General features: G+C 39.8%; 23 protein-coding genes. 9 read left to right on the plus strand and 14 right to left on the minus strand.

What is annotated here, in order from left to right; all coding sequences use genetic code 11:
* From ACJAZP_RS17710 to ACJAZP_RS17720, 3 genes are all read left to right on the plus strand, one after another.
* Window positions 1–1,000: carbohydrate ABC transporter permease (locus ACJAZP_RS17710; protein ID WP_415232073.1), on the plus strand; the 1,000-nt coding region annotated here is incomplete at its 5' end.
* A 2-nt stretch (window positions 1,001–1,002) separates the two neighbouring features.
* Complete coding sequence (locus ACJAZP_RS17715) at window positions 1,003–2,190, plus strand: carbohydrate ABC transporter permease (protein WP_415232074.1); 1,188 nt, start codon at window positions 1,003–1,005, stop codon at window positions 2,188–2,190.
* Between the two features lie 20 nt (window positions 2,191–2,210).
* Window positions 2,211–3,308: an ABC transporter ATP-binding protein gene (locus tag ACJAZP_RS17720; protein ID WP_415232075.1), complete on the plus strand. Its 1,098-nt coding sequence runs from the start codon at window positions 2,211–2,213 to the stop codon at window positions 3,306–3,308.
* Between the two features lie 154 nt (window positions 3,309–3,462).
* Here ACJAZP_RS17720 and ACJAZP_RS17725 read toward each other — a convergent pair whose 3' ends face one another.
* Window positions 3,463–4,182: an SDR family oxidoreductase gene (locus ACJAZP_RS17725; protein ID WP_415232076.1), complete on the minus strand. Its 720-nt coding sequence runs from the start codon at window positions 4,180–4,182 to the stop codon at window positions 3,463–3,465.
* A 221-nt stretch (window positions 4,183–4,403) separates the two neighbouring features.
* On the opposite strand from ACJAZP_RS17725, the gene ACJAZP_RS17730 reads away from it, so the two are divergent.
* Window positions 4,404–5,333: a LysR family transcriptional regulator gene (locus ACJAZP_RS17730; protein WP_415232077.1), complete on the plus strand. Its 930-nt coding sequence runs from the start codon at window positions 4,404–4,406 to the stop codon at window positions 5,331–5,333.
* 145 nt (window positions 5,334–5,478) lie between these two features.
* Here ACJAZP_RS17730 and sugE read toward each other — a convergent pair whose 3' ends face one another.
* A complete protein-coding gene (gene sugE, locus ACJAZP_RS17735; RefSeq protein WP_415232078.1) occupies window positions 5,479–5,799 on the minus strand; it encodes a quaternary ammonium compound efflux SMR transporter SugE in 321 nt (106 codons plus the stop codon).
* A 317-nt stretch (window positions 5,800–6,116) separates the two neighbouring features.
* A complete protein-coding gene (rhlP, locus tag ACJAZP_RS17740; protein WP_415232079.1) occupies window positions 6,117–7,007 on the minus strand; it encodes a rhombotarget lipoprotein in 891 nt (296 codons plus the stop codon).
* A gap of 246 nt (window positions 7,008–7,253) precedes the next feature.
* On the opposite strand from rhlP, the gene ACJAZP_RS17745 reads away from it, so the two are divergent.
* Window positions 7,254–8,459 (plus strand): multidrug effflux MFS transporter, encoded by a 1,206-nt coding sequence (locus ACJAZP_RS17745; RefSeq protein WP_415232080.1) that lies wholly within the window; start codon window positions 7,254–7,256, stop codon window positions 8,457–8,459.
* 149 nt (window positions 8,460–8,608) lie between these two features.
* Here the strand turns inward: ACJAZP_RS17745 and ACJAZP_RS17750 are convergent, their stop codons facing one another.
* The 6 genes from ACJAZP_RS17750 to ACJAZP_RS17775 all read right to left on the minus strand — a co-directional run bounded on the left by ACJAZP_RS17750 (window position 8,609) and on the right by ACJAZP_RS17775 (window position 14,392).
* Entirely contained in the window at window positions 8,609–10,363 is a 1,755-nt protein-coding gene (locus ACJAZP_RS17750) for a diguanylate cyclase (protein WP_415232081.1), read from the minus strand.
* Between the two features lie 355 nt (window positions 10,364–10,718).
* Complete coding sequence (locus ACJAZP_RS17755) at window positions 10,719–10,853, minus strand: hypothetical protein (RefSeq protein ID WP_415232095.1); 135 nt, start codon at window positions 10,851–10,853, stop codon at window positions 10,719–10,721.
* 541 nt (window positions 10,854–11,394) lie between these two features.
* Complete coding sequence (locus tag ACJAZP_RS17760; protein WP_415232082.1) at window positions 11,395–11,844, minus strand: diguanylate cyclase domain-containing protein; 450 nt, start codon at window positions 11,842–11,844, stop codon at window positions 11,395–11,397.
* A 216-nt stretch (window positions 11,845–12,060) separates the two neighbouring features.
* The gene (locus tag ACJAZP_RS17765) at window positions 12,061–12,294 is read right to left on the minus strand and encodes a hypothetical protein (RefSeq protein ID WP_415232083.1); all 234 of its coding nucleotides are present in this window, start codon (window positions 12,292–12,294) and stop codon (window positions 12,061–12,063) included.
* A 54-nt stretch (window positions 12,295–12,348) separates the two neighbouring features.
* Window positions 12,349–12,639, minus strand: coding sequence for a PAS domain-containing protein (locus tag ACJAZP_RS17770; protein ID WP_415232084.1), 291 nt, complete (start codon window positions 12,637–12,639; stop codon window positions 12,349–12,351).
* Between the two features lie 463 nt (window positions 12,640–13,102).
* Complete coding sequence (locus ACJAZP_RS17775; protein WP_415232085.1) at window positions 13,103–14,392, minus strand: helix-turn-helix domain-containing protein; 1,290 nt, start codon at window positions 14,390–14,392, stop codon at window positions 13,103–13,105.
* A 224-nt stretch (window positions 14,393–14,616) separates the two neighbouring features.
* Between ACJAZP_RS17775 and ACJAZP_RS17780 the strand changes: the two genes are divergently transcribed.
* A complete protein-coding gene (locus ACJAZP_RS17780) occupies window positions 14,617–15,903 on the plus strand; it encodes a DUF1566 domain-containing protein (RefSeq protein ID WP_415232086.1) in 1,287 nt (428 codons plus the stop codon).
* Between the two features lie 262 nt (window positions 15,904–16,165).
* Here the strand turns inward: ACJAZP_RS17780 and ACJAZP_RS17785 are convergent, their stop codons facing one another.
* Both ACJAZP_RS17785 and ACJAZP_RS17790 read right to left on the minus strand, forming a co-directional pair.
* Window positions 16,166–17,239: an FUSC family protein gene (locus ACJAZP_RS17785; protein ID WP_415232087.1), complete on the minus strand. Its 1,074-nt coding sequence runs from the start codon at window positions 17,237–17,239 to the stop codon at window positions 16,166–16,168.
* A 959-nt stretch (window positions 17,240–18,198) separates the two neighbouring features.
* Window positions 18,199–18,816, minus strand: coding sequence for a PEP-CTERM sorting domain-containing protein (locus ACJAZP_RS17790; RefSeq protein ID WP_415232088.1), 618 nt, complete (start codon window positions 18,814–18,816; stop codon window positions 18,199–18,201).
* A 607-nt stretch (window positions 18,817–19,423) separates the two neighbouring features.
* Between ACJAZP_RS17790 and ACJAZP_RS17795 the strand changes: the two genes are divergently transcribed.
* From ACJAZP_RS17795 to ACJAZP_RS17805, 3 genes are all read left to right on the plus strand, one after another.
* Window positions 19,424–19,594, plus strand: a complete 171-nt coding sequence (locus ACJAZP_RS17795) for a hypothetical protein (RefSeq protein ID WP_415232089.1) — start codon at window positions 19,424–19,426, stop codon at window positions 19,592–19,594.
* 6 nt (window positions 19,595–19,600) lie between these two features.
* Window positions 19,601–20,149: a peptide deformylase gene (gene def / locus ACJAZP_RS17800; protein WP_415232090.1), complete on the plus strand. Its 549-nt coding sequence runs from the start codon at window positions 19,601–19,603 to the stop codon at window positions 20,147–20,149.
* Window positions 20,150–20,389: 240 nt separating this feature from the next.
* The gene (locus ACJAZP_RS17805) at window positions 20,390–20,803 is read left to right on the plus strand and encodes a hypothetical protein (protein WP_415232091.1); all 414 of its coding nucleotides are present in this window, start codon (window positions 20,390–20,392) and stop codon (window positions 20,801–20,803) included.
* Window positions 20,804–21,186: 383 nt separating this feature from the next.
* Here ACJAZP_RS17805 and ACJAZP_RS17810 read toward each other — a convergent pair whose 3' ends face one another.
* The 3 genes from ACJAZP_RS17810 to ACJAZP_RS17820 form a co-directional block, all read right to left on the minus strand.
* Window positions 21,187–21,387, minus strand: coding sequence for a DUF2892 domain-containing protein (locus ACJAZP_RS17810; protein WP_415232092.1), 201 nt, complete (start codon window positions 21,385–21,387; stop codon window positions 21,187–21,189).
* A 166-nt stretch (window positions 21,388–21,553) separates the two neighbouring features.
* A complete protein-coding gene (locus tag ACJAZP_RS17815; protein WP_415232093.1) occupies window positions 21,554–22,210 on the minus strand; it encodes an HAD-IA family hydrolase in 657 nt (218 codons plus the stop codon).
* A gap of 171 nt (window positions 22,211–22,381) precedes the next feature.
* Window positions 22,382–22,516, minus strand: a complete 135-nt coding sequence (locus ACJAZP_RS17820; RefSeq protein WP_415232094.1) for a hypothetical protein — start codon at window positions 22,514–22,516, stop codon at window positions 22,382–22,384.
* Between the last annotated feature and the right edge of the window lie 136 nt (window positions 22,517–22,652).

Here is a 22,652-nt window from a genome sequence, read left to right on the forward strand (position 1 = left end):
AACTTACTCCTTACTGGCCGTGCTACTGGGCGTTTTTGGTTGTGTTTTTTATTTTTTTGGCAGTAACTGGTTGTTGGGTGTGATCTTCCCAATTAATCATGTCTCCAATGAAAAAATGGCACATAACATTCGCCGGGCAGCGTCCATTCGGCCTTGGTTGTTTTTAGGTCCCGCCCTGTTTTTTCTTGGGTTATACCTTGTTTATCCTGTTTTTGATTCAGTGCTTTTGTCATTACATGGCCGAAATGGTGAGGATTTTGTTGGATTAGCGAATTATCAATGGCTATTTAATGACAATGAATTTCTTGAAAGTTTAATCAATAACGTAATGTGGTTATTAATTGTTCCTGCATTATCCACGTTTTTTGGTTTAATTATTGCGGCGCTCACCGACCGCATTCGCTGGGGAAATATTGCCAAAAGTCTTATTTTTATGCCCATGGCGATCTCCTTTATCGGCGCTTCAATTATCTGGAAGTTTGTTTATGATTACCGCGCCGAAGGCTCAGACCAAATTGGTCTGCTTAATGCGGTAGTTGAGTATTTTGGCGGCACGCCGCAAGCCTGGATAACCATACCATTTTGGAATGATATTTTATTAATGGTGATTTTGATTTGGATCCAAACCGGTTTTGCAATGGTAATTTTATCGGCTGCACTGCGTGGTATTCCCGAGGAAACCGTGGAAGCTGCAGTATTAGATGGGGCCAATGGCATACAGATTTTCTTCAAAATTCTTATTCCGCAAATTTGGGGATCGATTGCCGTGGTCTGGACGACTATTACTATTTTAGTCCTTAAAGTCTTTGATATCGTTTTAGCCATGACCAATGGTCAATGGGACACACAAGTTTTAGCCAACATGATGTTTGACTGGATGTTTAGGGGCGGTGGTGATTTTGGCCGCGGTGCGGCGATAGCGGTGATTATAATGATTGCGGTTATTCCTGTAATGGTTTGGAATGTTAGACAGGCAAATGCACAAATGGAGGGACGTTAATCATGCAATCTATACCCAGTAACAAGTCTAATCCTGTCATGAAGGGGTTGAAACACCTCAGGCGTTCACCACTCATGCTGTTGGTGCACCTGAGTGTATTGTTTCTAGTGCTGTTATGGACATTTCCCACAGCGGGATTGTTGATATCTTCTTTCCGCGATAAAGATCAACTGGCGGTAAGTGGCTGGTGGGAAGCACTGTCTTCCTCGGAACAAAACTTAATTGGCAGAACAGATGGCCCGGATCAACAAGTGTTACTTGATGGTCAGTATGTTTTATCCGGACAAATTGAGGATTTTAATCCTAAGAATGAAATTTTACGCTTTGGCTGGACATCAATGGAGCCGGAAGCCTATGTAGCAGGAACAGTTGCGAAGATGAGAGACGGCGGCACCTTAACCGTTGCCAGCGATGGTAAATATAGCATGGCATCGCCTACCCCTTTTAAGGGCAGTCGCGGCAATCGCATCTTTTACACGGCATTAGCTTCGCCTAAATTCACGCTAAGTAATTATAAGGAAGTATTAGGCTCGGAAGGGATTGGCCAGTCATTTATTAATTCACTGACGGTGACCATACCAGCCACTATTATTCCGATTTTAATCGCCGCCTTTGCCGCCTATGCACTGTCCTGGATGCGGTTACCCGGGCGAGGGGTATTAATTGCTCTGGTGGTGGGTTTGTTGGTCGTGCCCCTGCAGATGTCTTTGATTCCACTGTTACAGCTTTACAACACCATAGGAGACCTCTTTGGCGTTAGCGCCAAAAGCTATCTCGGCATTTGGCTTGCGCATACCGGGTTTGGTTTACCCTTGGCAATTTATTTATTAAGAAATTATATTTCAGGTCTACCCAAAGAGATCATCGAATCGGCTCGTGTTGATGGTGCCAATGACTTTGAAATTTTTGTCAAAATTATACTGCCCCTGTCATTTCCGGCACTCGCTTCTTTTGCCATTTTCCAATTCCTTTGGGTATGGAATGATCTGTTGGTCGCTATGGTATTTCTTGGTAACGGCGAACATGAATTGGTATTAACGGGCCGCTTAAGAGAGTTACTGGGCTCAAGAGGAGGTAACTGGGAAATATTAACCGCATCCGCCTTTGTTTCCATTGCCGTGCCGTTAACCGTGTTCTGGACATTGCAGCGTTACCTCGTTCGCGGATTACTTTCCGGCTCAGTAAAATAATAAGAATTTAAGGACATGATATGACTCGTTTGACTGGTTTAACATTAAAAAATATTAAAAAGGCCTATGGTAAAACAGAGGTTTTACACGGCATTGATTTAGATATTGGATTGGGTGAATTTATCGTCTTTGTTGGGCCCTCGGGCTGCGGTAAATCAACACTGTTGCGCATGATTGCAGGTCTTGAAGATATAACCAGTGGCGATCTTTTTATTGAAGGTGCGAATGTCAATGATATCCCCTCGGCGATGCGCGGAATCGCCATGGTCTTTCAATCCTATGCGTTATACCCGCATATGACGGTTTATGACAACATGGCCTTTTCCATGCGCATTGCCAAAGAGGACAAGGCCACGATCGAAAAGCGCGTGACGAGTGCGGCTACGATGTTGCAATTAACCGATTATTTATATCGTTTACCCAAAGCCCTCTCCGGCGGGCAACGCCAACGGGTGGCGATTGGCCGAGCTATTGTGCGTAATCCAAAAGTATTTCTATTTGATGAACCCCTTTCCAATCTTGATGCGGCACTGCGGGTACAAACGCGCATTGAAATTGCTAATTTAAAAGATAGCCTCAAAGACACCACTATGATCTATGTCACCCATGATCAGGTCGAGGCGATGACACTGGCGGACCGCATTGTGGTGCTGTCGGCCGGGAAAATTGAGCAAGTGGGTACACCACTGGAGCTATACGGCAAACCGGCTAATCTGTTTGTCGCGCAGTTTATCGGTTCGCCGGCAATGAATATCTTTAATGCTGAGTCGCTGCGGGCAGGACAAGTTACACGTATTAAAACCAAAAATGGTAATGAGTTTGATATTCCTATTGTCAGCTCGAAGGAGATTGAAAATCAAACCCTGACGGTTGGGGTGCGTCCGGAAGATTTCCGTTTGGCCGATGAAGGCAGCTGTATGCTGTCGGGTAAAATTATCTTTGTCGAATCATTAGGTGAAGTAACCTTGCTACATCTTGATAGCAATGAGTCAAAACAGCCGTTAGTGGTTAAATTGCCGGGCATTATCAGCAAACACAAAGGGGAGGTGATTTACCTTAAAACCGATCCCGAGAAAACCCATCTGTTTGATAAAAATGGCATTTCACTGCTCTATTAAAAACTACAATCACGCCCTTCGGGCGTGGTTTTCAGATTCAGACTTTATGAGATAAGCAAACAGTCGACCAAAATCCCTGCAGATATTGATTTTATCAATAACAGAAAAGCTGTTTAGCCGATAAATTGGCACGTTGACGGTGCGTATGTATGAACTAAGGTTGTTGACGTGTACTTGCTATTACAATTTCACGAATACATACATTTTGTGGTTGTGCATAAGCAAATTCAATTGAACGTGCAACATCATCGGGTGCAAGAATATCACCCATTGTTGCTTTCCACTCTTGGTAACCCGCTTTAATTTCTGCTGATGTTGTGTGTGACAACAATTCAGTTTCAACAGCACCCGGCGCAATAGTGATCACTCGCACATCTGATGTAGCAACTTCTTCACGGACATTTTCCGTGATAGCGTGTACCGCAAATTTAGTACCACAGTAAGCTGCGTGAGCGCCGAATGTTTTACGACCCGCAACTGAACTGATGTTAATAATGGTCCCCCTGTTACGTGCTTTCATTGGCGCTAAAACAGCCTGCATACCGTTTAATAATGCAATGACATTAACGTCGAACATTGTTTTGAATTCTTCCGCAGGCTGAGTCTCAATTTGACCTAGTAACATCATGCCAGCGTTGTTCACTAATAAATCAGCAGGACCGTATAGCGCTTCTGCTTTAGCAAGTGCAGCATGGAACTGGGCATGTACTGTTAAGTCTACTTTTTCACATAAGCAGTTTGGCAGGTCTAGCGCGTCCAGTTTTTCAATACGACGAGCTACTAATAATAATGGATGACCAGCCGCGCTTAAACGCTTTGCCGCAGCTTCACCAATACCTGAACTTGCACCTGTGATCACAACTAATTTTTTCATTATATACTCTCTCTATTGATAAAATTTAATATTAAACTGCAACTATTAAGCTGCATACTCAGTGGCTTTAATCTTAGCGATTAGCATTAGATCTAAGCGCTCCTGAGTGGATGAAGAGAGTATATAGAAATGGCTATTGTTGATATATACACAATAAAGAACATAACTGTTACGCTTTAAGCTACAATTAGATTCGTTTGAATTTACCCAATAGGTCAAATATGCAAAGTAGTTCTTCTCTTGCTGACATTCGCGCTTTTGTTTGCATTGCACAGCAAGGTAGCTTCACCAAAGCAGCAGAAGTATTACAGTCATCGCGTGCCCATGTATCTCGCCAACTGGCCCAACTCGAACAACAACTGGGCGTACAACTTATTATCCGTACCACCCGAGCGCAGCGCCTTACGCCGATTGGGGAACAATTTTTTCAGCAATGCCTTACTTCATTACAAAGCATTGACCAAGCCGTAATTGCCGTTAAGGATGATACCCAGCAACTGCAAGGAAGCATTTGTGTAAACTGTGTCGGCGGAGCAATTGGAGAGGATATATTGGCGAACATTATCAGTGATTTTAATTTACAGTATCCTGATATTGATGTTGTGTTGGATTTTAGCAGCCCGCGTGTTGACTTGATTTCAGAAGCCTTTGATTTAGTCGTGCGTATGGGGGAATTAGAAGATTCAGGATTAGTAGCGAGAAAGCTCACTGATATTAAGGTGCAAGTTTTAGCCAGTCCTGATTATTTAGCCAAGCACCCTGCCATTAAACACCCCAAAGATCTTGAACAACATAATTGCTTAACCGGCAGTATCAAACGTTGGCGCTTTCATCAAAAATCAGTACAACACAACAATGCGCCAACTAATGACTTAGAGATCAATGTCAAAGGCAACTTTAGTTGTAAAAGTGGACGCGCATTAATTAATGCAGCCAAGAATGGCAATGGGATTGTACGTTTACCCAAATTGTATTGTGAAGGTGAGATTAATGACAATATGCTGGCACCCGCATTGATATCTATGTCTCCTGAACAACAGTGGCATTCGCCTGACGTACCACTTTTTCTGCTTTATCACCACAATCGTTATCAGCCCGCACGATTAAAAGTATTAATTGATTTTATTTGCCAGAAATTTAAAGCTATTTAAGATCACTATAAAGTGGAGGACATAAATTGAGTGATTTACTACCCTAATTCACGTCGTTCATTTCAATAAAAATGGACGTAAAGATGAACTAAGAAACAGCTCAAATTAATGATAATAAATGAGCTGTTTCTACCTGCTATTTTTGTTAGGCCGGTGAGACAAGTTTTAAACCGATGATACCGATTACGATAAACGCAACGCTTAACAGCCGCCCCACAGTGGCGGGATCTTCAAACAGTACTATTCCAAGGATCACGGTACCGACGGCGCCGATCCCCACCCAGATGCTGTAAGCGGTGCCGACCGGCAGTGACTTGAGCGCAATGCCCAACAGCCAAAGACTGATAATCATCGCCAAAATCGTCCCAATACTAGGCCACAATCTGGTAAAACCTTCAGTGTATTTCAAACCGATCGCCCAACCGGTCTCGAACAGTCCTGCAATAACAAGAAGTACCCAAGCCATTTTATTTCCCCTTTAACATAAAGGGGTCGTCCCCAATCAATGTTATCGCGGTGAGGTCGTCCTCACTTCGGGCCAATAGTCTAACGTCCCTCTAGTAAAAAATCACACTTTGTTAGTCATTTACTTCACAGAGCTATGCTTTAAGGCATTTATCAGCCTGTCTGCTGACAATATAATCCACGGTAGTTTATATTTAGTTGCTATGTTTAGCGACTCAGTTCAGCGCGTCGCTAACATCCATGTCTATGTTGATTTTCTTGAGGTAATGCCCAATCGCGCCTTTTTTCTTTTCCAGATTTCATACGCCAGCAGTACAATCAAGATAAAGAAGCAGAGTTTAATGCCCTTCTTCTAAGGCGATATAAAACACCCGCCAAAAGCATCAAAATGAGCATTGTAAAGGGGTCAGTAGCGCCGCCACCTGAATAACCTTCCCGGTGAACCACTTTAACCTGTTCCAGGTTTTGTTTAATTTTCTCTTTGAATTTTTGTAACTGTGCATTGAGATTTACAACCATCTTGTCGGTTGCTTGTTCAAAGCTTTTAATACTGTCCTGTCGTAACTCTTCGCTCAAGTTTACCGGGGTTGATCGGCCTTTTACATTACTGGTGCCAGGCGCTCTAAAGAGCATTTTCTGACTCTGAATGTCATACACCGCAGTATCCAACATAGTGCTTGTATCATTTTTCTCACCTGAAACCACATATGCACCAACCAGAGTCCAGTAGGTTAATGACCATAAACCCTCATCGGTAAATTGCACCTGATCGTATGAAACCAGGGCTACCACATCAATTCCATAGATTGTTCTTATTTGTTCAAGGTTTGCAAAACCACCGCCCGCCGTCAGGTATGCAGATGGAATAACTTCTATATCACTGACGAAATCAAGCCCTCTAAAGTTATTCGCCACTTTCTCAAGGAGGTTTGATTTATGGATTTCTGTCAGTGCACTGCCGCCCGCAACACCTGACCACATATTGACTCCTCGAGACCTTGAGGACTGCTCTGGTACAAAAGCGATTCCTACTTTTATAGGGATATTAAGTGTTGGTATTGAGGGTTGTACGACGGTTTTCGACGCCTGCGGGTATAGATAATCTACAACGCTACTTTTTGTTGCAGTACGTTGTCCGGCACACCCTGATATGAGAGCGATTAAAACGGTTATCAGGATACAAATCGACCTTCTATTATTTATGTTCATATTGATCCCTTTCAGCCTGATATATTTTGGCGTTATACAAATTTAACCTGCCAAAACGATGACTCAATGTTTTTTTATGCTAAATGAAGCATAGAAGCACTTTAATTTGCCAACAAGCCGATAGAGAAGATATGAGTCATTTTATAAGAAATCATTTAATATCATTAATTTATCTGGCATTGCTATTTCGCATACCCTAAGATCTTTATTACTACCAAGCTTGAGTCAATATTCCCGGAGAAAAATGTGAAAAAAGAGCAACCTTTTCTAGGTAAAAGAGGCACATTACTGTTTTTAGTGCTTATTAGTGCCTTTCCCCCGTTAACAACAGACATCTATCTGCCGGCGATGCCACATATGGTCGACACTTTTGCGACCACCCAAAGCATGGTCAATCTGACGCTCACTGTTTATTTTATCACTTATGCTGCAGGCCTGCTTTTTTGGGGGCCTTTAAGTGAAAAATTCGGCCGTAAACCCATTCTGCTCACTGGCCTTGGTATCTATATTATTTGCAGTATTCTCTGTGCATTTTCTATGAATATTGAATTTTTAATATTTTCTCGTATGTTACAGGCGTTTGGTGGCAGTGCGGTCACTGTTGTTGCAACCGCTATTGTCAAAGATCTTTATGATGGACGCGAAAGAGAGAAAATTATGGCAACGGTGATGTCACTGGTGATTATTGCACCTATGATTGCGCCGGTGCTGGGGGCGTTTTTATTAAAAGTATCATCATGGCAGATGATATTTGTTGTTCTGGCAATATTTGGAGGGATATCAAGCATTTTTGCATGTTTATATCAGGAAACGCTTGAACAAAAGTATTCGGGATCTATGCTGCGTTCTTGGGGAAGACTGGCAGTGGTTTTAAAAAATCCGAATTTTGTCACCCTGCTGGTTATCTTCTCTATGGCGTCTATGTCAATAATGTCTTTTCTGGCTGTTGCTTCCTATATCTATATTGATGGATTTGGACTAACCGAGCAGGAGTTCAGCTTTATTTTTGCATTTAATGCCCTGTTTGCCATTATTGGCCCGACGCTCTATATAAGAATTTCCAATTACGTCTCGACACAAAATATTGTTTCCTGCTGTTTCGCACTGATGATGTGTTGCGGTCTGATTATCTTTGCCTTTGGGCATTTATCGCCATGGCTGTTCGCATTTACCGTTGCGCCGGCGACCGTGACTGTAATCATCATGCGCGTGCCCGGTGCCAACCTTATGTTGGAACAACAGCAGGGGGATACTGGGTCAGCTGCAGCGCTTATTCAATTTTTTGGAATGATTATGGGTGCGGTTGGTATGATCCTGGTCTCACTCGACCCCGACAGTCTCATTAAAAACCTTGGTACTATTCAGGCCGTGGTCGGTTTTAGCGGTGGCTTTTTGTGGTTTATTGTACGTGATCGTCCCTTTGTCACTGACAATGTGGCGCAGATACCGTAAGCGCAAACAAGTTATTTTTGCGGCAGGCCTTTAATTTTAAATATAATGATTAAAGGCCTGCCTCCATCAATACGGGTGAAAGAGCAGGATTCCCTCGAACTATGACACTGCGCTTCGATTTTTTATCGAAAAAATGCCAAGTCAAAAAATCAGATCATTGCAACTTTATTTCGACCATTATCTTTGGCTTGATACAACCCGTTATCACCCCTTTCCAAGGCTTCTAATATACTTTTATCATTTTTTACATCAAATTGACTGACGCCTAAACTGATGGTGACATTAATGACAAAATTACATGATAGTTGAGTATTTTGCACCGCCAACCTTAATTTTTCTGCCAATTTAAATGCAGAGTGAATGTCGGTTAAAGGCAACAGAATAGTAAACTCTTCGCCACCAAATCTAGACACAACATCACTGCTTCTGGTACTGTTAAGCAATATCAAGGCCAGCGATTTAAGTATTTCATCACCCACGGCGTGCCCATATTTATCATTAATCTGTTTGAAATTATCAATGTCTAACATAATGATACTAATAGGTTTTTTATCTCTAATTGACAGTTCAATAAAATCATTTGCTATCTCATTAAAATATCGCCGATTATAAAGATTTGTAAGGTAATCTCGATTCGCCTGCTCTTTTAATTTATTTTGGATTGCTTTCAGTTCACTGTTACTGGCTTCTAGATCCGCGATGACCCTATTGGTTAAATGCGTTAATGCATCCAAAATCATAAAATGTTTATTATCATAGACATTATAATTTTTATACTCTTCAAGGTCATTGACTTGAGTTTGTATTTTATTTTCAGAAAGCCCTAAAACCGTTAATGAATTATTTAATAGATATAAATTATTGTTTTTTTGAAAAAACTCACCATAGGTGAAAAAACCACAGGTTGGGGCAATAAAATTAAAATGTTCAAGTTCTAAGGAGACTTTTGTTTGTAAAAAGGTGCTTCTACAAATGCAGCTAAAATTAAAAATAACTTCAGGTTTTAATTTTTCATACTCTTTAATGGCCGCTTTGGATCGCTCAATAATTAAATCAACGTTTCCAAATGAAAACCTAACGTTGTCTCCTGTTGCAAAATTAGCCGCTATTTGCATTGAACCATCAGCATATTTATGCGTGAATATATGGCAGAACTGCATTCCTTCGTCATTTGTTATGAGCGGAAACTCAGTAGCGGAAAACGGTAATTTATCGGCAATGCGATCGCCAAAATATTTCCGGTAAACTTTCTCGACAGAAATGCCATCAAGCTCATAGAGACGGTTTTCTTCTATTTTTGTTACCGTCATTACCGGCCCTATCGGCTGCCAACCTAACTGATAATCATTGAACACTCGAAGTATTTGACTGTTTAATGCAACCACAACAGCCCCTTTGTTATAAATTGATTGTTGATTAAAAACAAAGGTTTCTTTTAAAAAACCATTATCACCTGCTACGCCTCCGGCAATAGGTAAAGTTGCATTGACGCTACGGATCCCCTCAACAACACGGGTAGCATTAAGGGTTAAACCGCTGAGAAAAAGAATGCCGGCTTTGATATCAGCCTGATTCATTGATTGCGCTATTCCAATACCTAATTGCAAATCACTGTCATTGCAGAAATGATAATGATTTACTCGAGTCTGTTCAAATTCAGTGATTGAAACAACGATACTTTTTTTGGCTGTTCGACCTGCAAAAATCTCACCGGCAGTGGTAGTACCGATAAATGTTGCCTTATTATTTTTTTCTTCGAAAATTTGTTGTATCGCTTGGATTTCCTCTTTTAAAATAAAACCGCTGAATATTTGTATGAGGGTTTGTTCAACATTAATCGCTGATAAATCGAGATTTTCACGCAACTCTTGGATGTTTTTATATTGTTGGTTTATTATTTTCATACGCTTACTCTTTATAGCTTGACGTTTGAAACGCGTTATCTAACTCATTGATAGGTTGAGGTGTTATTGGTTGTTATACTTATATCAGGTGATCTATTTAGGTACCGGAAAGCCCATGAAAGAAAACTCTTTATTACAGTAACCAGATGTTCTAATTACAAAATAAATCACCAAACTAGCATGGGTTTTAACCTGCAAAATGTACTGGAAATCGATAAATTTCCTATTAATCCCGGCCACCAACTAGGCAGAGATTTTATCCCTATTTAACTAACCAAATTGATATGTCGTTTTCAGGCATAGGTTTCGGGATACCATTGCCCGGTGCAAAATAGCAGCCCCTAGAGATCAATAATTATCCATACTGAGGCGTTTCACCCCCTTCTGCAATCACCTTAAGATGAAATACTTTTGCTAATTCAATGATACCTTGAATAACGGCTTTATCATCCGCATCTATTAGCATGTCTCTGACGAATGATTGATCTATGTTTAACGTCTCGGCGGGTAAACGCTTTAAATACGTTAATAAAGAATAACCTGTACAAAATCATCAATTGAAAAACCTACTCCGAGCTGGTTACGATCTTCCATCACTTTTGAAACTAAGCCGATGTCTTGCAGTACGCTGCTTTCTATAATTTAAAACTCAAAACTTCCAGGCTTAAGATTAGTATGCTGAACAAGCATCTCCTTCAATTCACTCACGAATTCAGCGTGCTATAAATGCAAGGAACTGATATTCACGCTGATTGGAATATCATTTCCCGAAGATAGCCAGATTTGTGACAGCTTAAAGGCAGTCTTGATCGCCCACTTTCCTATTTCAATATCTAATATATCATGCTTAACCGCGGGTAAAAATAGAACGGGAGCAAGCCCCTGTCTGGATGATTCCAGCGAATTAGCTTCGACTATCCTTTATAATTATTCATTATGGTGTTTTAGTGTCACATCTTTTTCTATATCAAAAATATAACTGCTATTTTTCCCTTGCTGCTTAGCCATATACATAGCCTGATCCGCATACCTTAACACTGATCAGGGCTGACACTGTCTAGCGGATAAAAGGTAATCCCTATAATGACTGAAATCTTCAATAATTTTTTTTGAACCACAAGTGTAGCAGAAACCGAGTCAAGCATACGCAACACTACCGACTTGCTGTCGCCAGGAGCTGATAAATTGCCAATGACGACCACAAATTCATCGCGGTCAATGCGAGATAAAGTACCTGCCTCTCGCAGCACATGCTTTAATTGGTGCGCAACTTTTTTCAATAATTCATCACCCACATTATGGCCTTGACTGTTATTAATAATTTTAAATCCAACCAAATCAATAAACACAATGGCCACAAATTTCTTATTACGCAGGCTTTTTACCACCGCCTGCTGAATCCTGTCGGCTGATAAACTTCGGTTAGATAATCTGGTTAACGGCTCGTAATGCGCGGATAGTTTTAGTGTTGCATTCTCCAAATCAAGATTATTTTTTTCTAATTTTCTCCGATTGGCTTTCTGATCACTAATATCTTGAAAAAACTCGTTAGGCGAACGGCGACGCCGTCTTCCTGCGTAACAATAGATGTCGTTCTGACATCTATTGTTCTACCCTTGCCGGTATAGGTTTGTAGCTCAAGGTCATAGCCTATTCCATTATAGATTGCCTCATCTAGAACCTTACAAATAATCTTTTTAGACTCGGATAAAAATAATCGACACCGGCATCGACCGTAGGATTAAATTCTTATGGGGACGTTTCATGTATGCGGTAGGTTTGATCGGTCCAAAAAAATCACCTGTTTTTAAATCTAATCTCCATCCCCCTAACTGCCCCAACTGCTGTGATTCATTTAACAACTCACTGGTTACAATCATTCGTTCTTCGTTATTCTTTCTTTCCGTAATATCTAAGTGCGTACCGATCATTCGCTTTGGCTTACCTAGGTCATCCCTTTCGACTAGTTTCCCCGAAGCCAGTACCTACATATATTTATGCTTCATGCGCACATCAACTTCATAAAACTCGAGTTCACCATTAAAATGTTGTGCGAGTAGACTTTTGGCTTTTTTTAAATCATAGGGGTGAAGGTTATTAGACCAGGTATCAAATTGAATAGGATATAATTCATCAACGCTATGACCAATAATGTCTGCCCAGCGTTTATTAAATGTTAATTCCCCGGTTTGAATCTGCCAATCCCATATACCCACGCCGGTAGCGTTAATAACAAGCTCTAAACGCTCGCTATTATCATCTTGCTGGTTGTCCATCTATGGCGTTTTATTACTCACGGCCTTTCCTGATATAAATTAATGTTCAATATCATTTGTGAATTTTGAATAGGGTGTGCTCTCTGAAAACAGGCAAAAACATCACTAATTTAACTCAAAGACTGCGCTATAGGTGAAATACAGATCATCTACTTTTTGCCTATATTACCTTTTCCATCTCCATCGAGGAGCACGTCATAAATTTTCCGTCTATTACTAAATTGTTTGCACAAAATTCAAACTATGAGTCTGCCACTATTGAGCAAGGCAGATCGATGATTGCTTTTGTTTATATGACGTTGGAGTTATATTCATACAAACCGAAAGGCTGAACAGTCAATGTTTTTCTTGAAAAACAGGTTAATCAAAAATACACATTATCACCAAAGATGATGGTGTATTTGTGGAGTTACACAATAGAAAATATTTTTGACCGAGTGAATTATATGCCTTGGTCTTCTCTTCAGTTTTCATATAGATCGTTTTTAGCGGGGGTTTTCTTTTCTTGAATCATTTTCCGATACTGAGAAGGCGTGACATGACAGTATTGTTTAAAAAGGCTGTTAAAACTTGATTTTGACTTAAAACCCGACTCGAAAGCAATATCCAATAGGGTTGATTGTTTACTCTCTTGACTTTTTAAGCGTATTTTAACCTCTTCAACCCGGTGCTCATTAACGTATTGGAAAAAATTTTTAGAGAGGCCGTTGTTTAATACATAAGATAATGTGCGCCTTGGTATATTCAGCGTCTTAGCAAGGTGATAAACGGAGAACTCAGCTTCCAGATAGGGTTTATCGTTTTCCATATGGAACTGCATCTTAGTTATGATTTCAGATAGTAATGCTTCGTTTATCATTGTGTTGGAAGTTTCTGGCGTATCTTCACAAACCGGTTCATTTTGCTTAAGCTCATTTCTGTCGGTCTTTACTAATTGGGCTGATTGTCGAGTTTTTTTCTCTGGAATAGAGGTTGGATTTTGCTTCACAGGTTTATCAAAATTGAAAACCGGTTTCTGCTTTACACCAAAAAAGCAGAGTAAAATGATAAATGATAAATAGGAAAGCAGATGTAACGTTAGTGGGCTAATCAGGGTAGAAAATGCCGCATTATTTTCATTGGCGATGTTGATCAGTACTAAAAAAGCGAATGAAGTTGGTAACAGATAGATCCATTTCAAGTTAATTTGATTGTCGTTCTGAGAAAAGAACACACCGATCCTTTTCTGGTGTTTAACTAATAGAACCACCGTTAATATTGAATAGCTAAAAAAGAAAAAGGTATGCACTAAACCAAAATTGATCATAAGAGGTTTAGATATAGTCATAAAATAAGAGGCTTCTCCCATTGCGGTGATGGGCATACTCATTTGCTCAGGGTTGGGAAGCATGGGCGCGGTATATGAAGCTGATATAAAGAGCGCATAAAATAGCGTAAAAGGTAACAGATGCAAAAGGTCGAAGGGTTGAAACCTTTCCTTCTCACGGATTAATAGCAATACATAACAGTACAGCAAAGGCCCCTGTATTAAGTTCACGGCTGGATTGGTATACATTATAAACAGCGGAAAAGAGAGTTCAAGGTGAGCCAGCACAGCATGGATGAGAGGAAGAACAAGAATAATTAACCAGCAACAGAGAAGAATATCTGTTCGCCGCTTACGAGACTGAGTCGCTATATTGGTTAAACTAAAAATACAAAGAGTCAAACCAATAATGCTGATTTCCCAGGCAATATCTTCTGCTAGCAACAATTTATATACTCCGCTTTATTTTATAGCTCCTATTTTAATCTGCACTTTTTTGTCTTACAAGTTAGCTGATTAAGGAGTGAGACTTTCGCTATAAGAAGATATTTTGCAATTCCTATGAAAAATTCATAAAAAACGTCCAAACTACGCCAAATGGACGATCTCCTCTTTATTTCAGAGTAAGTTATACCAATATTTTTTTACATTAACATTCGAGGTTAACTTAGATGAACCAGAAAACATCTTTTATAAGCGCAGCTGTGTTATCAGCTTTAGTCTTACCCGTAGCATTGTCCGGTTGTGCAACTAAAGAATCAACCGTTAAGCTCACTCCTGCGGTTGTTAAAGTCAATCCAGCAGCTGTTAAGGTTACTCAGCCAGTATTACCCGATACCGGGCAATCTGTTCAATACGATATCGATGGTAATAAAATGGCGGCTTCTGAGTCCAGCCTATACACAGGTCAGGATGCATCCATTCAGGGTAATGCATTACGCTATCAGGATAATGGTGACGGCACTGTCACAGATTTAAATACCGGGCTAACCTGGCAGCAAGCCCATGACTTTACCCGTCGCAATCTGCAAGACTCGACAGATTATGTTAAAAGCATGACCTTAGCGGGGCATTCGGATTGGCGAGTGCCAACAATAAAAGAGCTGTACTCCATTGCCGATTTCGATGGGCAACTTATTAAACCAGGTGATCAAGGTGTTAGTAAACCCTATATAGATACCGATTATTTCGAATACCAATATGATGAAAGATTAGCCTTTGCCGGTCAGTTCTGGTCAAGCACTGTTTATGTAAAGAATGATGTTCAAAACTTTACTAAACACGGTGGAATACAGGGTGGATTTGGTTTTAATTTCTCTGATGGTCATATTAAATCTTACGAAACAGGTTTGTTTTTTGATGGAACAACGATTCAAAAAAGTGACGGGATGTTTGTTCCCGGCTGTTTCGTGCGTGCGGTAAGAGGCACAACAGCACTTTATAATATGGAATATGTTGATAATTCAGATGATACGGTGACGGATAAATCGACCGCTTTAATGTGGGCGAAAAATGATAGCGGCACAAAAATGGATTGGGTTGAAGCCTTAGAATATGCAGAAAAATCCCAATTAGCAGGGCATAATGACTGGCGATTACCCAACTCAAAAGAGCTGCAAAGTCTTGTTGATTACGATAAAACGACATTTCCGGCGATTAATACCGACTACTTTAATACGACATTGACCTCATTTGAGTCACCTGAAGATGCTTACTATTTTTGGTCCAGCACAACTCAAGGTGACTTTAAATGGACAGCTGATTATGTTTCTTTTGCGCAGGCGTGGAGTAAGAAAAACTCCGATGCAACGGAATTTTTTGATTGGCATGGTGCTGGTGCTCAGCGAAGTGATCCTAAAGCCGGTAACCCGAGTGATTTTGAACAGGCCTCAGAGATGGCATCGGATTACATCTCAATTGATAACTGGGTACGTTTAGTTCGAGATGTAACGCCTTAACTGTTATATCTTTAATTAAAAGAGGAGCACGACCTGCTTCTCTTTTCTTATAAATCATTTATTCAGAAATGAACTTGAAGCGGATAGCATTAAAATCAACTACCTTATTATCTTCTATTTTTATCCCTTCACTACACAATAGCTCAATTTTCGGTCCATGCCCTGAGCATAATTTCTGATCTTGCTATACCTTTTATAACACGATGGCAGAGAACGATAATCGGATTGGTATTCAAAAAAACCAGAAACGAGTCGCACTGTATTAATCATCTATAGGGTGTTTTTTTATTTGAAAATGTTCACGATTAAAGACTTTACTTAAATTGAATGAAATAGAGGAAATATGATGGGCTAACTCATGATTTAACCATAAATAACCAAAGAAATTAAAGTTATTCATATTTTCACTGTTATCAAGGGAGCTAAAAGTTTCATAGGTAATTGCCAGTAAACGGATATCATTTGTTAATAACTGCTCTACCTCCCCATTATCAACCTGCATGCTTAGTTTGTTTATTCTATCAAACAGCTGCCCGGTCGCTTTGATCAGCTGTGGATTTTCTTTGATTGTTTGAATGGCATTTTGACTGTGCCAGTCTCGATTAATTAAGGTTTCTAAAACGCTTAGAACGCGTCGTTCCATAACGACAATATCGGTAATTTCCTGGTCGTCACCCTTCCACTCTTTGTAAATATGGACCATTAGTGCACGTTGTTTTGCCAAGTTAATACTTAAAAACTTTATACTGTGATCATTTAATTGTACATTGCTATGCAGGTATTTATTGTGCATTAGATAATAGTCACTGCTTAACTGTAAAAATTCAGTGACCAGTAATTGGAAGTGGATCAGTGCCCTTGATGGGAAAAAAAGTCGGCTGCAGATAATGCTTAATAACGATCCCCAAATAACATTAATCGCTCGCCACTCGGCAACGGCAATATCACCACTCCCCCCTCCGGCGACTAAAAACAGTGTTAAAGCGACTAAAACCGCAGCATATGAGTACTTACCTTTTACCGCATACATGGACATTGCGAGTATTAACAGTAACAGAAAGTCATGCAGCATCATGTATCCCGCAGGCAGCAGGAAAAGTGCCAGCCCAAGACCGGCACCAATAATGGTTCCACCTAAGCGTTGATTGGCTTTAGTTAATACTGATCCGAGATAGGAGATAGGACCCATTATCACAATAATGGTGATCAGAGCCCAGTTTGAGTGAGGAAAATTAAAAACACGAATAATAACGAGAGCAATAGTACAGGCGATAACAACACGTGCAATATGCAGCATATGTTGATGCTGTACTATAAAACGATCAGAAAGAAGCATTTACCACACTTAATATAATAAAAAGTGGAGAGTATCCTTTTTTAGTCTGTAAACCAATCAAGCTTGGGGTAAACCGCTTTTTTTTATCATCAAATTTTTATGAGTGGCGGTTATTGTGTATAAAAATCCGCCGTAGAAAGCTGAATCAACATGCCTCGGCTCTGCTGAAAAAATGATCGAAGACATTCGGTATATGGGCTATTCGTTTGTTTTTTACAAAATGCCGAAAAAAGTTAATTTTGCCTAGATATCAACTGCTAGCAGAGTAAAAAGAGATCTTTTTCTGACCAAACAGCTAGCCTTTTTTGCATAGTCAAAGACTCGCGATGAGGCTATCGTCAAATCTTATCAATCAGGTGGTTACATAATCAAATAGATTGACGGCTATTTTAAAATACATAATTCATCAGTAAGTCGTATTTTAGCCGTGGGTAAAAAAACAAGATAATACAAAATGAAAGACTTGACCCTACAGCCATTAAGAATTTGACATCGTTCATGAGTTATACATGGGGTTGGTAAAACCATCAGACCTGATTGAGCCTTGAACGATACCATTTAATTTTTTGTAAAAAAATATGCCCAAGGTTAAAGCCATAACTGTTTGAATAAAACCGAACCATAGACCTGTTAAGTTGCACAAAAATCTGCAAAGAACTGGATTAATATTGGCACTAAATAATTACTGAGGCTTATAAAACCAAGAGCAGTAGTCATACAAAATCGCATGGCTACAACGCTTACTTTCTTATGATAAAAAAGCAGATGGGAGACCCCATAGCCCATTTCGAAGCAGCATTCTTCCGTTCTGTGGAAAGTACTACAATGTATACTTTATGGGAATTTCTATTGATTTTGATTTTTATTTGATTTTGATTTTGATTCTGTATTGCAAGACTAAAAATACAGGTATAAAAAACCCAGATTAACTGGGCTTTTTACTGGTACGAGATATTATATTAAGCGGCTTTCTTTTTTCGTGAAAACCCAATCCCGGCCAAGCCCAATGCTAGTAATGCTAGGGATGCTGGTTCAGGCACTGCTACCTGACCGACTCGAAATTCGAAACCTTCACGCATGACCTGAAAGTCACCAGACGTGCCAATCGTGTTTCCGGTAAAAGTCCCTGTACTAAAGTTAGACAATGACACATTAAGCATAAAAGAACCGCTCCAAGAGATTAAGTCTCCGTTATCCCAACCTGGACTAGTAGAGGTTCTGACTCCGAATCTATTGGTGTCAAGGTAAAGGTCATGCAAAGACAATGAATTGCCAGCAACATCTCCAGAAAAGGTATTAGAGGTCGGGGTGATGGCCCCAAAAGACGCTAGTGAATCAAAACCGCTAGTGTTGTTCTCGTCGAACCAGAAGCCATTTCTGGACGTTGTCCCGCCGCTATCAATAGTGTCAGATCCTGAGAAAGTCCATAGCGTCTGGCTGCCTCCCGCGTCAGTAATGTCGAGCACCAGAGTCGCATTAGCAGTACTTGAGACGGCCAGAATGGTCGCAAATGCCAACAACTTTGTAAACGAGCATTTCATTTTAAATCCCTTGTTCTTTGTAAACGTGTATTTCATTTTAAATTCCCTTTAAGTTAAAAATTGAGCTCAAATATTATAAAGCAAAAAACGTGCCATACTTATATCGAATTGTTTTAATTGAGTATTAGTAAATACTAAGCAGGTAAAAAATGCTGAAGTGTAAAATATACCGACAGTTTGATTTTCCTAACGTCGTCAGCTACTTCCTTTTTATCATGAGGTTTGATCACGTATTCTCCTGCCTAATAATGTATTAATCTGCATTCTCACTAATACACATTTAAATTTCATTTATTTTTAATAATGATATGACAACAGACTTATAAAGCAGTTAGATAGACCCAAGGCATGATTGTAAATTGATATTTAATGTTGATAAATGATGCATTTGCATCTATTAAGACCTCCACAAATATAGGCCATAAAAAATTAACTTATGATTTTCAACAAGTTAAAATATCAAGTATGCGGAACTTGTGCACCAAGTGTTCATATAATCTGCAATAAAAGTGGCCACCTGATTGAGCAAGACGTTTATCAGCCATCGGTTAAGTAGATATCTGACTGACAATCCTTGAACACTAGAATTTATTTATGAACACTTATACAATGCAGTGAAACGTTAAATAAAGGTGAACTAGTTGTGTCTGAGAAAGTAATTAAATTCGAATTTGAAAAGCAAAATAAAAACAGTATTCGCTACAAAGAACTACCAGAAAACGGGTCTCCACCTGTTTTAGGATCTATCTACGTTCAAAAATGGTTTGCTGGCGACAGTAAAAATATTGAAGTAACGATTAAGATAAAAGACTAAAGCGAAATGAATCAAGCTAAAAGTAAGACATATTCCATTGCTCAATTAGGCCATTCGGTATTGAGGCAAAGAGCGGCTGAGGTTGAAAATATACTGGCCGATGAATGCCAGCAATTAATTGAGCAAATGATGTTGGCGGTATCAGAATCCGGTGGTGTCGGTATTGCCGCACCACAAATTTATCATAGTATGCGCATTTTTATTATGTGCTCTAAACCCAATGTTCGTTACCCGGACGCGCCATTAATGGTACCAACAGCGATCATTAATCCGGAAATATTGCATTATTCCAGTGACAAGGTAAAAGACTGGGAAGGTTGTTTAAGTGTGCCTAGTATGCGCGGTTTAGTCCCAAGGCATAGTCAGATCACCGTACGATATTTTGACCAGCAAGGTAATGAGCAGCAAAAACAATTAACGGGATTTATTGCCCGTATTTTTCAGCATGAATTAGATCATTTGAATGGCTTAACTTTTATTGACCAATTAGAATCGACGAAAGATTTAATCAGTGAAGTTGAATGGTATCAACAGTTTGCTTCTATACAAAGTTAAACCCACCACAGCAAGCAAAGACCTAAACAAAACTGGAAGGCTAAAACGTTTGAACGCCGAAAGGAAAGTTTACTGGCTAGAAGCTTGAGGCTAGAAGCTAGAAGCTCAATTACTCAATTACTCAATTACTCAATTAACAATCAAAGACTTGATTGAAAAAACTTAAAATCCGTGCAATAAAAATGAAAAAGAAAGGGTCTTGTTAAACTCTATAACAACCCCTCCTTTTAAGGAATTTAAATGTCACAATCTTTTTCATCGGATCTAAATAACCGTCTTCAATGGTCTCTTTTTTCATTACGCTTAGGTGTCTTTATCGTAATGTTAATGTGGACACTGGATAAGTTTGTAAATCCAGGTCACAGTGCACGCATATTGGAAGCATTTTATGGTTTTAGCGGATCAACCGATATCATGGCTTATGTTAGCGGCGGATTACAATTACTGTTAGTGCTTGCTTTTATGGCTGGTATCAAGAAACGCATTACTTATGGTTTGATATTTATAATGCATGGTGCATCTACATTACTGGCATACGCACTATATATTGATGGCTTTAATAATTTACTATTTTTTGCAGCCTGGCCAATGTGGGCAGCGTGTTTTGCACTTTATCTACTACGCGATCAAGATGTGAAATTTATAATTAAGTAAAATAATTTAGCCCGGTATTCCACCGGGCTAAATAAAAACAAGACAAATAAATGCCCTGTAAGCGTTTGATTTAAATTTTACTTTGGGTATTTTATCAAGGGCGACTGAAGAAAGAGAAACCGAAATACAGTTTTTTAGCTGCGCGAGTCATGCTCTTTGAACAGCCAAATAAAGAAAGATAAAAAGTTGTTCAGGGTGTTTTAATATTGACGGGAAGGTACTTATATTATTCAGTTTGCTTTACACATTAGAAGATAACCCATCAAATTCTTTTTACACCCCCTTAAGCAATAAACACGTACTAAAATATTTAGCCCTCAAAGTTAAAGATCAGGCCTTTTAGGTGCTTGGAGATGCTTATTCAGCACCCCCTAAGTCAGTATTCACTTCTGATCTTTAACGGAAGCACAGCTCGATATGCCAAAAGGTAAATAAGCCGGGCACCAGCCGATGCTGCCGGTTAACAGCGGAATTAATCCCACGGCGCCCCACCAGCTCTGAAAATAGACCCCCGCAGCAATAACAACAAGTCCAACAATAATACGCAGGGAACGATCAAGACTACCAACATTATGTTTCATCATTTAACTCCTTAGATTGCTTATAATTAAACCATACACCTAAATTCGTTTTTGATACAGGGTATTGCGGATATCATTTTTAGCTGAATATTCGAGCAGCCCCTATGGCTCAACGGAGCCTAGTAATGAGCTAAATGATGGCTCACAGCCCCTCTCAAATAGACCTATTTTAACGCGTAAAACTTAATCTAAATTCGCCCTCATTTTCTTGGATCAGTAGCTCCTCTAATGAGTCAATATAGTACTGTGCACCAGGTAATTGCTTCGGCTTAAAATGGGTCAGCAAGGCAATCACTGCACAATTTGCCAAATGACCGGCTTTTACCCCTGCGGGAGCATCTTCAAAGACCAGACAGTGACGAGCAGCAAAGCCGAGTTTTTCCGCTCCCAGTAAAAAGGGTTCAGGATCCGGTTTACCTTTTTTTACCTGTTCAGGAGTGATTAAAACCTTAGGCGCTGGTAACCCCGAAGCTTTGATACGAGCGCTTGCCACGGGCAAGGTGCCCGATGTCACAATTGCCCAGGGTATCTGTAACGTATTAAGCTGATTTAACAGCGCAACGGCTCCGGGTAATGCATATACGCCTTGGGTATCCTCGGATTCATAACGCTCTAACCAGGAAAATTCCTGCTCTATTTTGAGTGCATCTGCCCCTTTAAGCAGTTCCATAACAGATTCACGAGCTGGACGACCGTGGATCACCTGCATCACATGTTCAGCATCTAATGCATTACGTTTAGCCCAACTCCTCCAAGCGCGATCCACGACCGCTAGAGAGTCAATAAGCGTGCCGTCTAAATCAAATAAAATTCCCTTAAATTTCATGTTGTTTATCCTAATAATAGTTATTGAAATGCGATCGAAGGCTGAAAGCTCGAGGCTCGAAACTAAATTAATACACATTAAAAAATATTACGCCGGGCTAAATACTAAACGCAACGGCTGGACAGCCAATCTTTTTATTGAGAAAAAATTAACTATCCAGTGCAGAACTTGTTATTTACCAATCTGACTCGGGTTGATTTTTGATGTTAAAACATGATCTTGCCATGAACCCGCTATTTTTAAATATGATTTAGCAACGCCCTCTTTTTCAAAACCTAATTTAACTAAAAGTTTTTCACTGCGCATATTAAAAGGCTTGGATTCAAATAATAAGTGCATAACTTGAATAGGTAGAAAAAGCGGTCAGCTGAATATATGCTAATCGCTTTTTCTCCGGCAAGAGATGCAACAATGAAAACATATAAACAACTGACCTATGAGC

This window comes from Psychromonas sp. (assembly GCF_047632955.1).
In the GTDB taxonomy this organism is placed as follows: Bacteria; Pseudomonadota; Gammaproteobacteria; order Enterobacterales; family Psychromonadaceae; genus Psychromonas.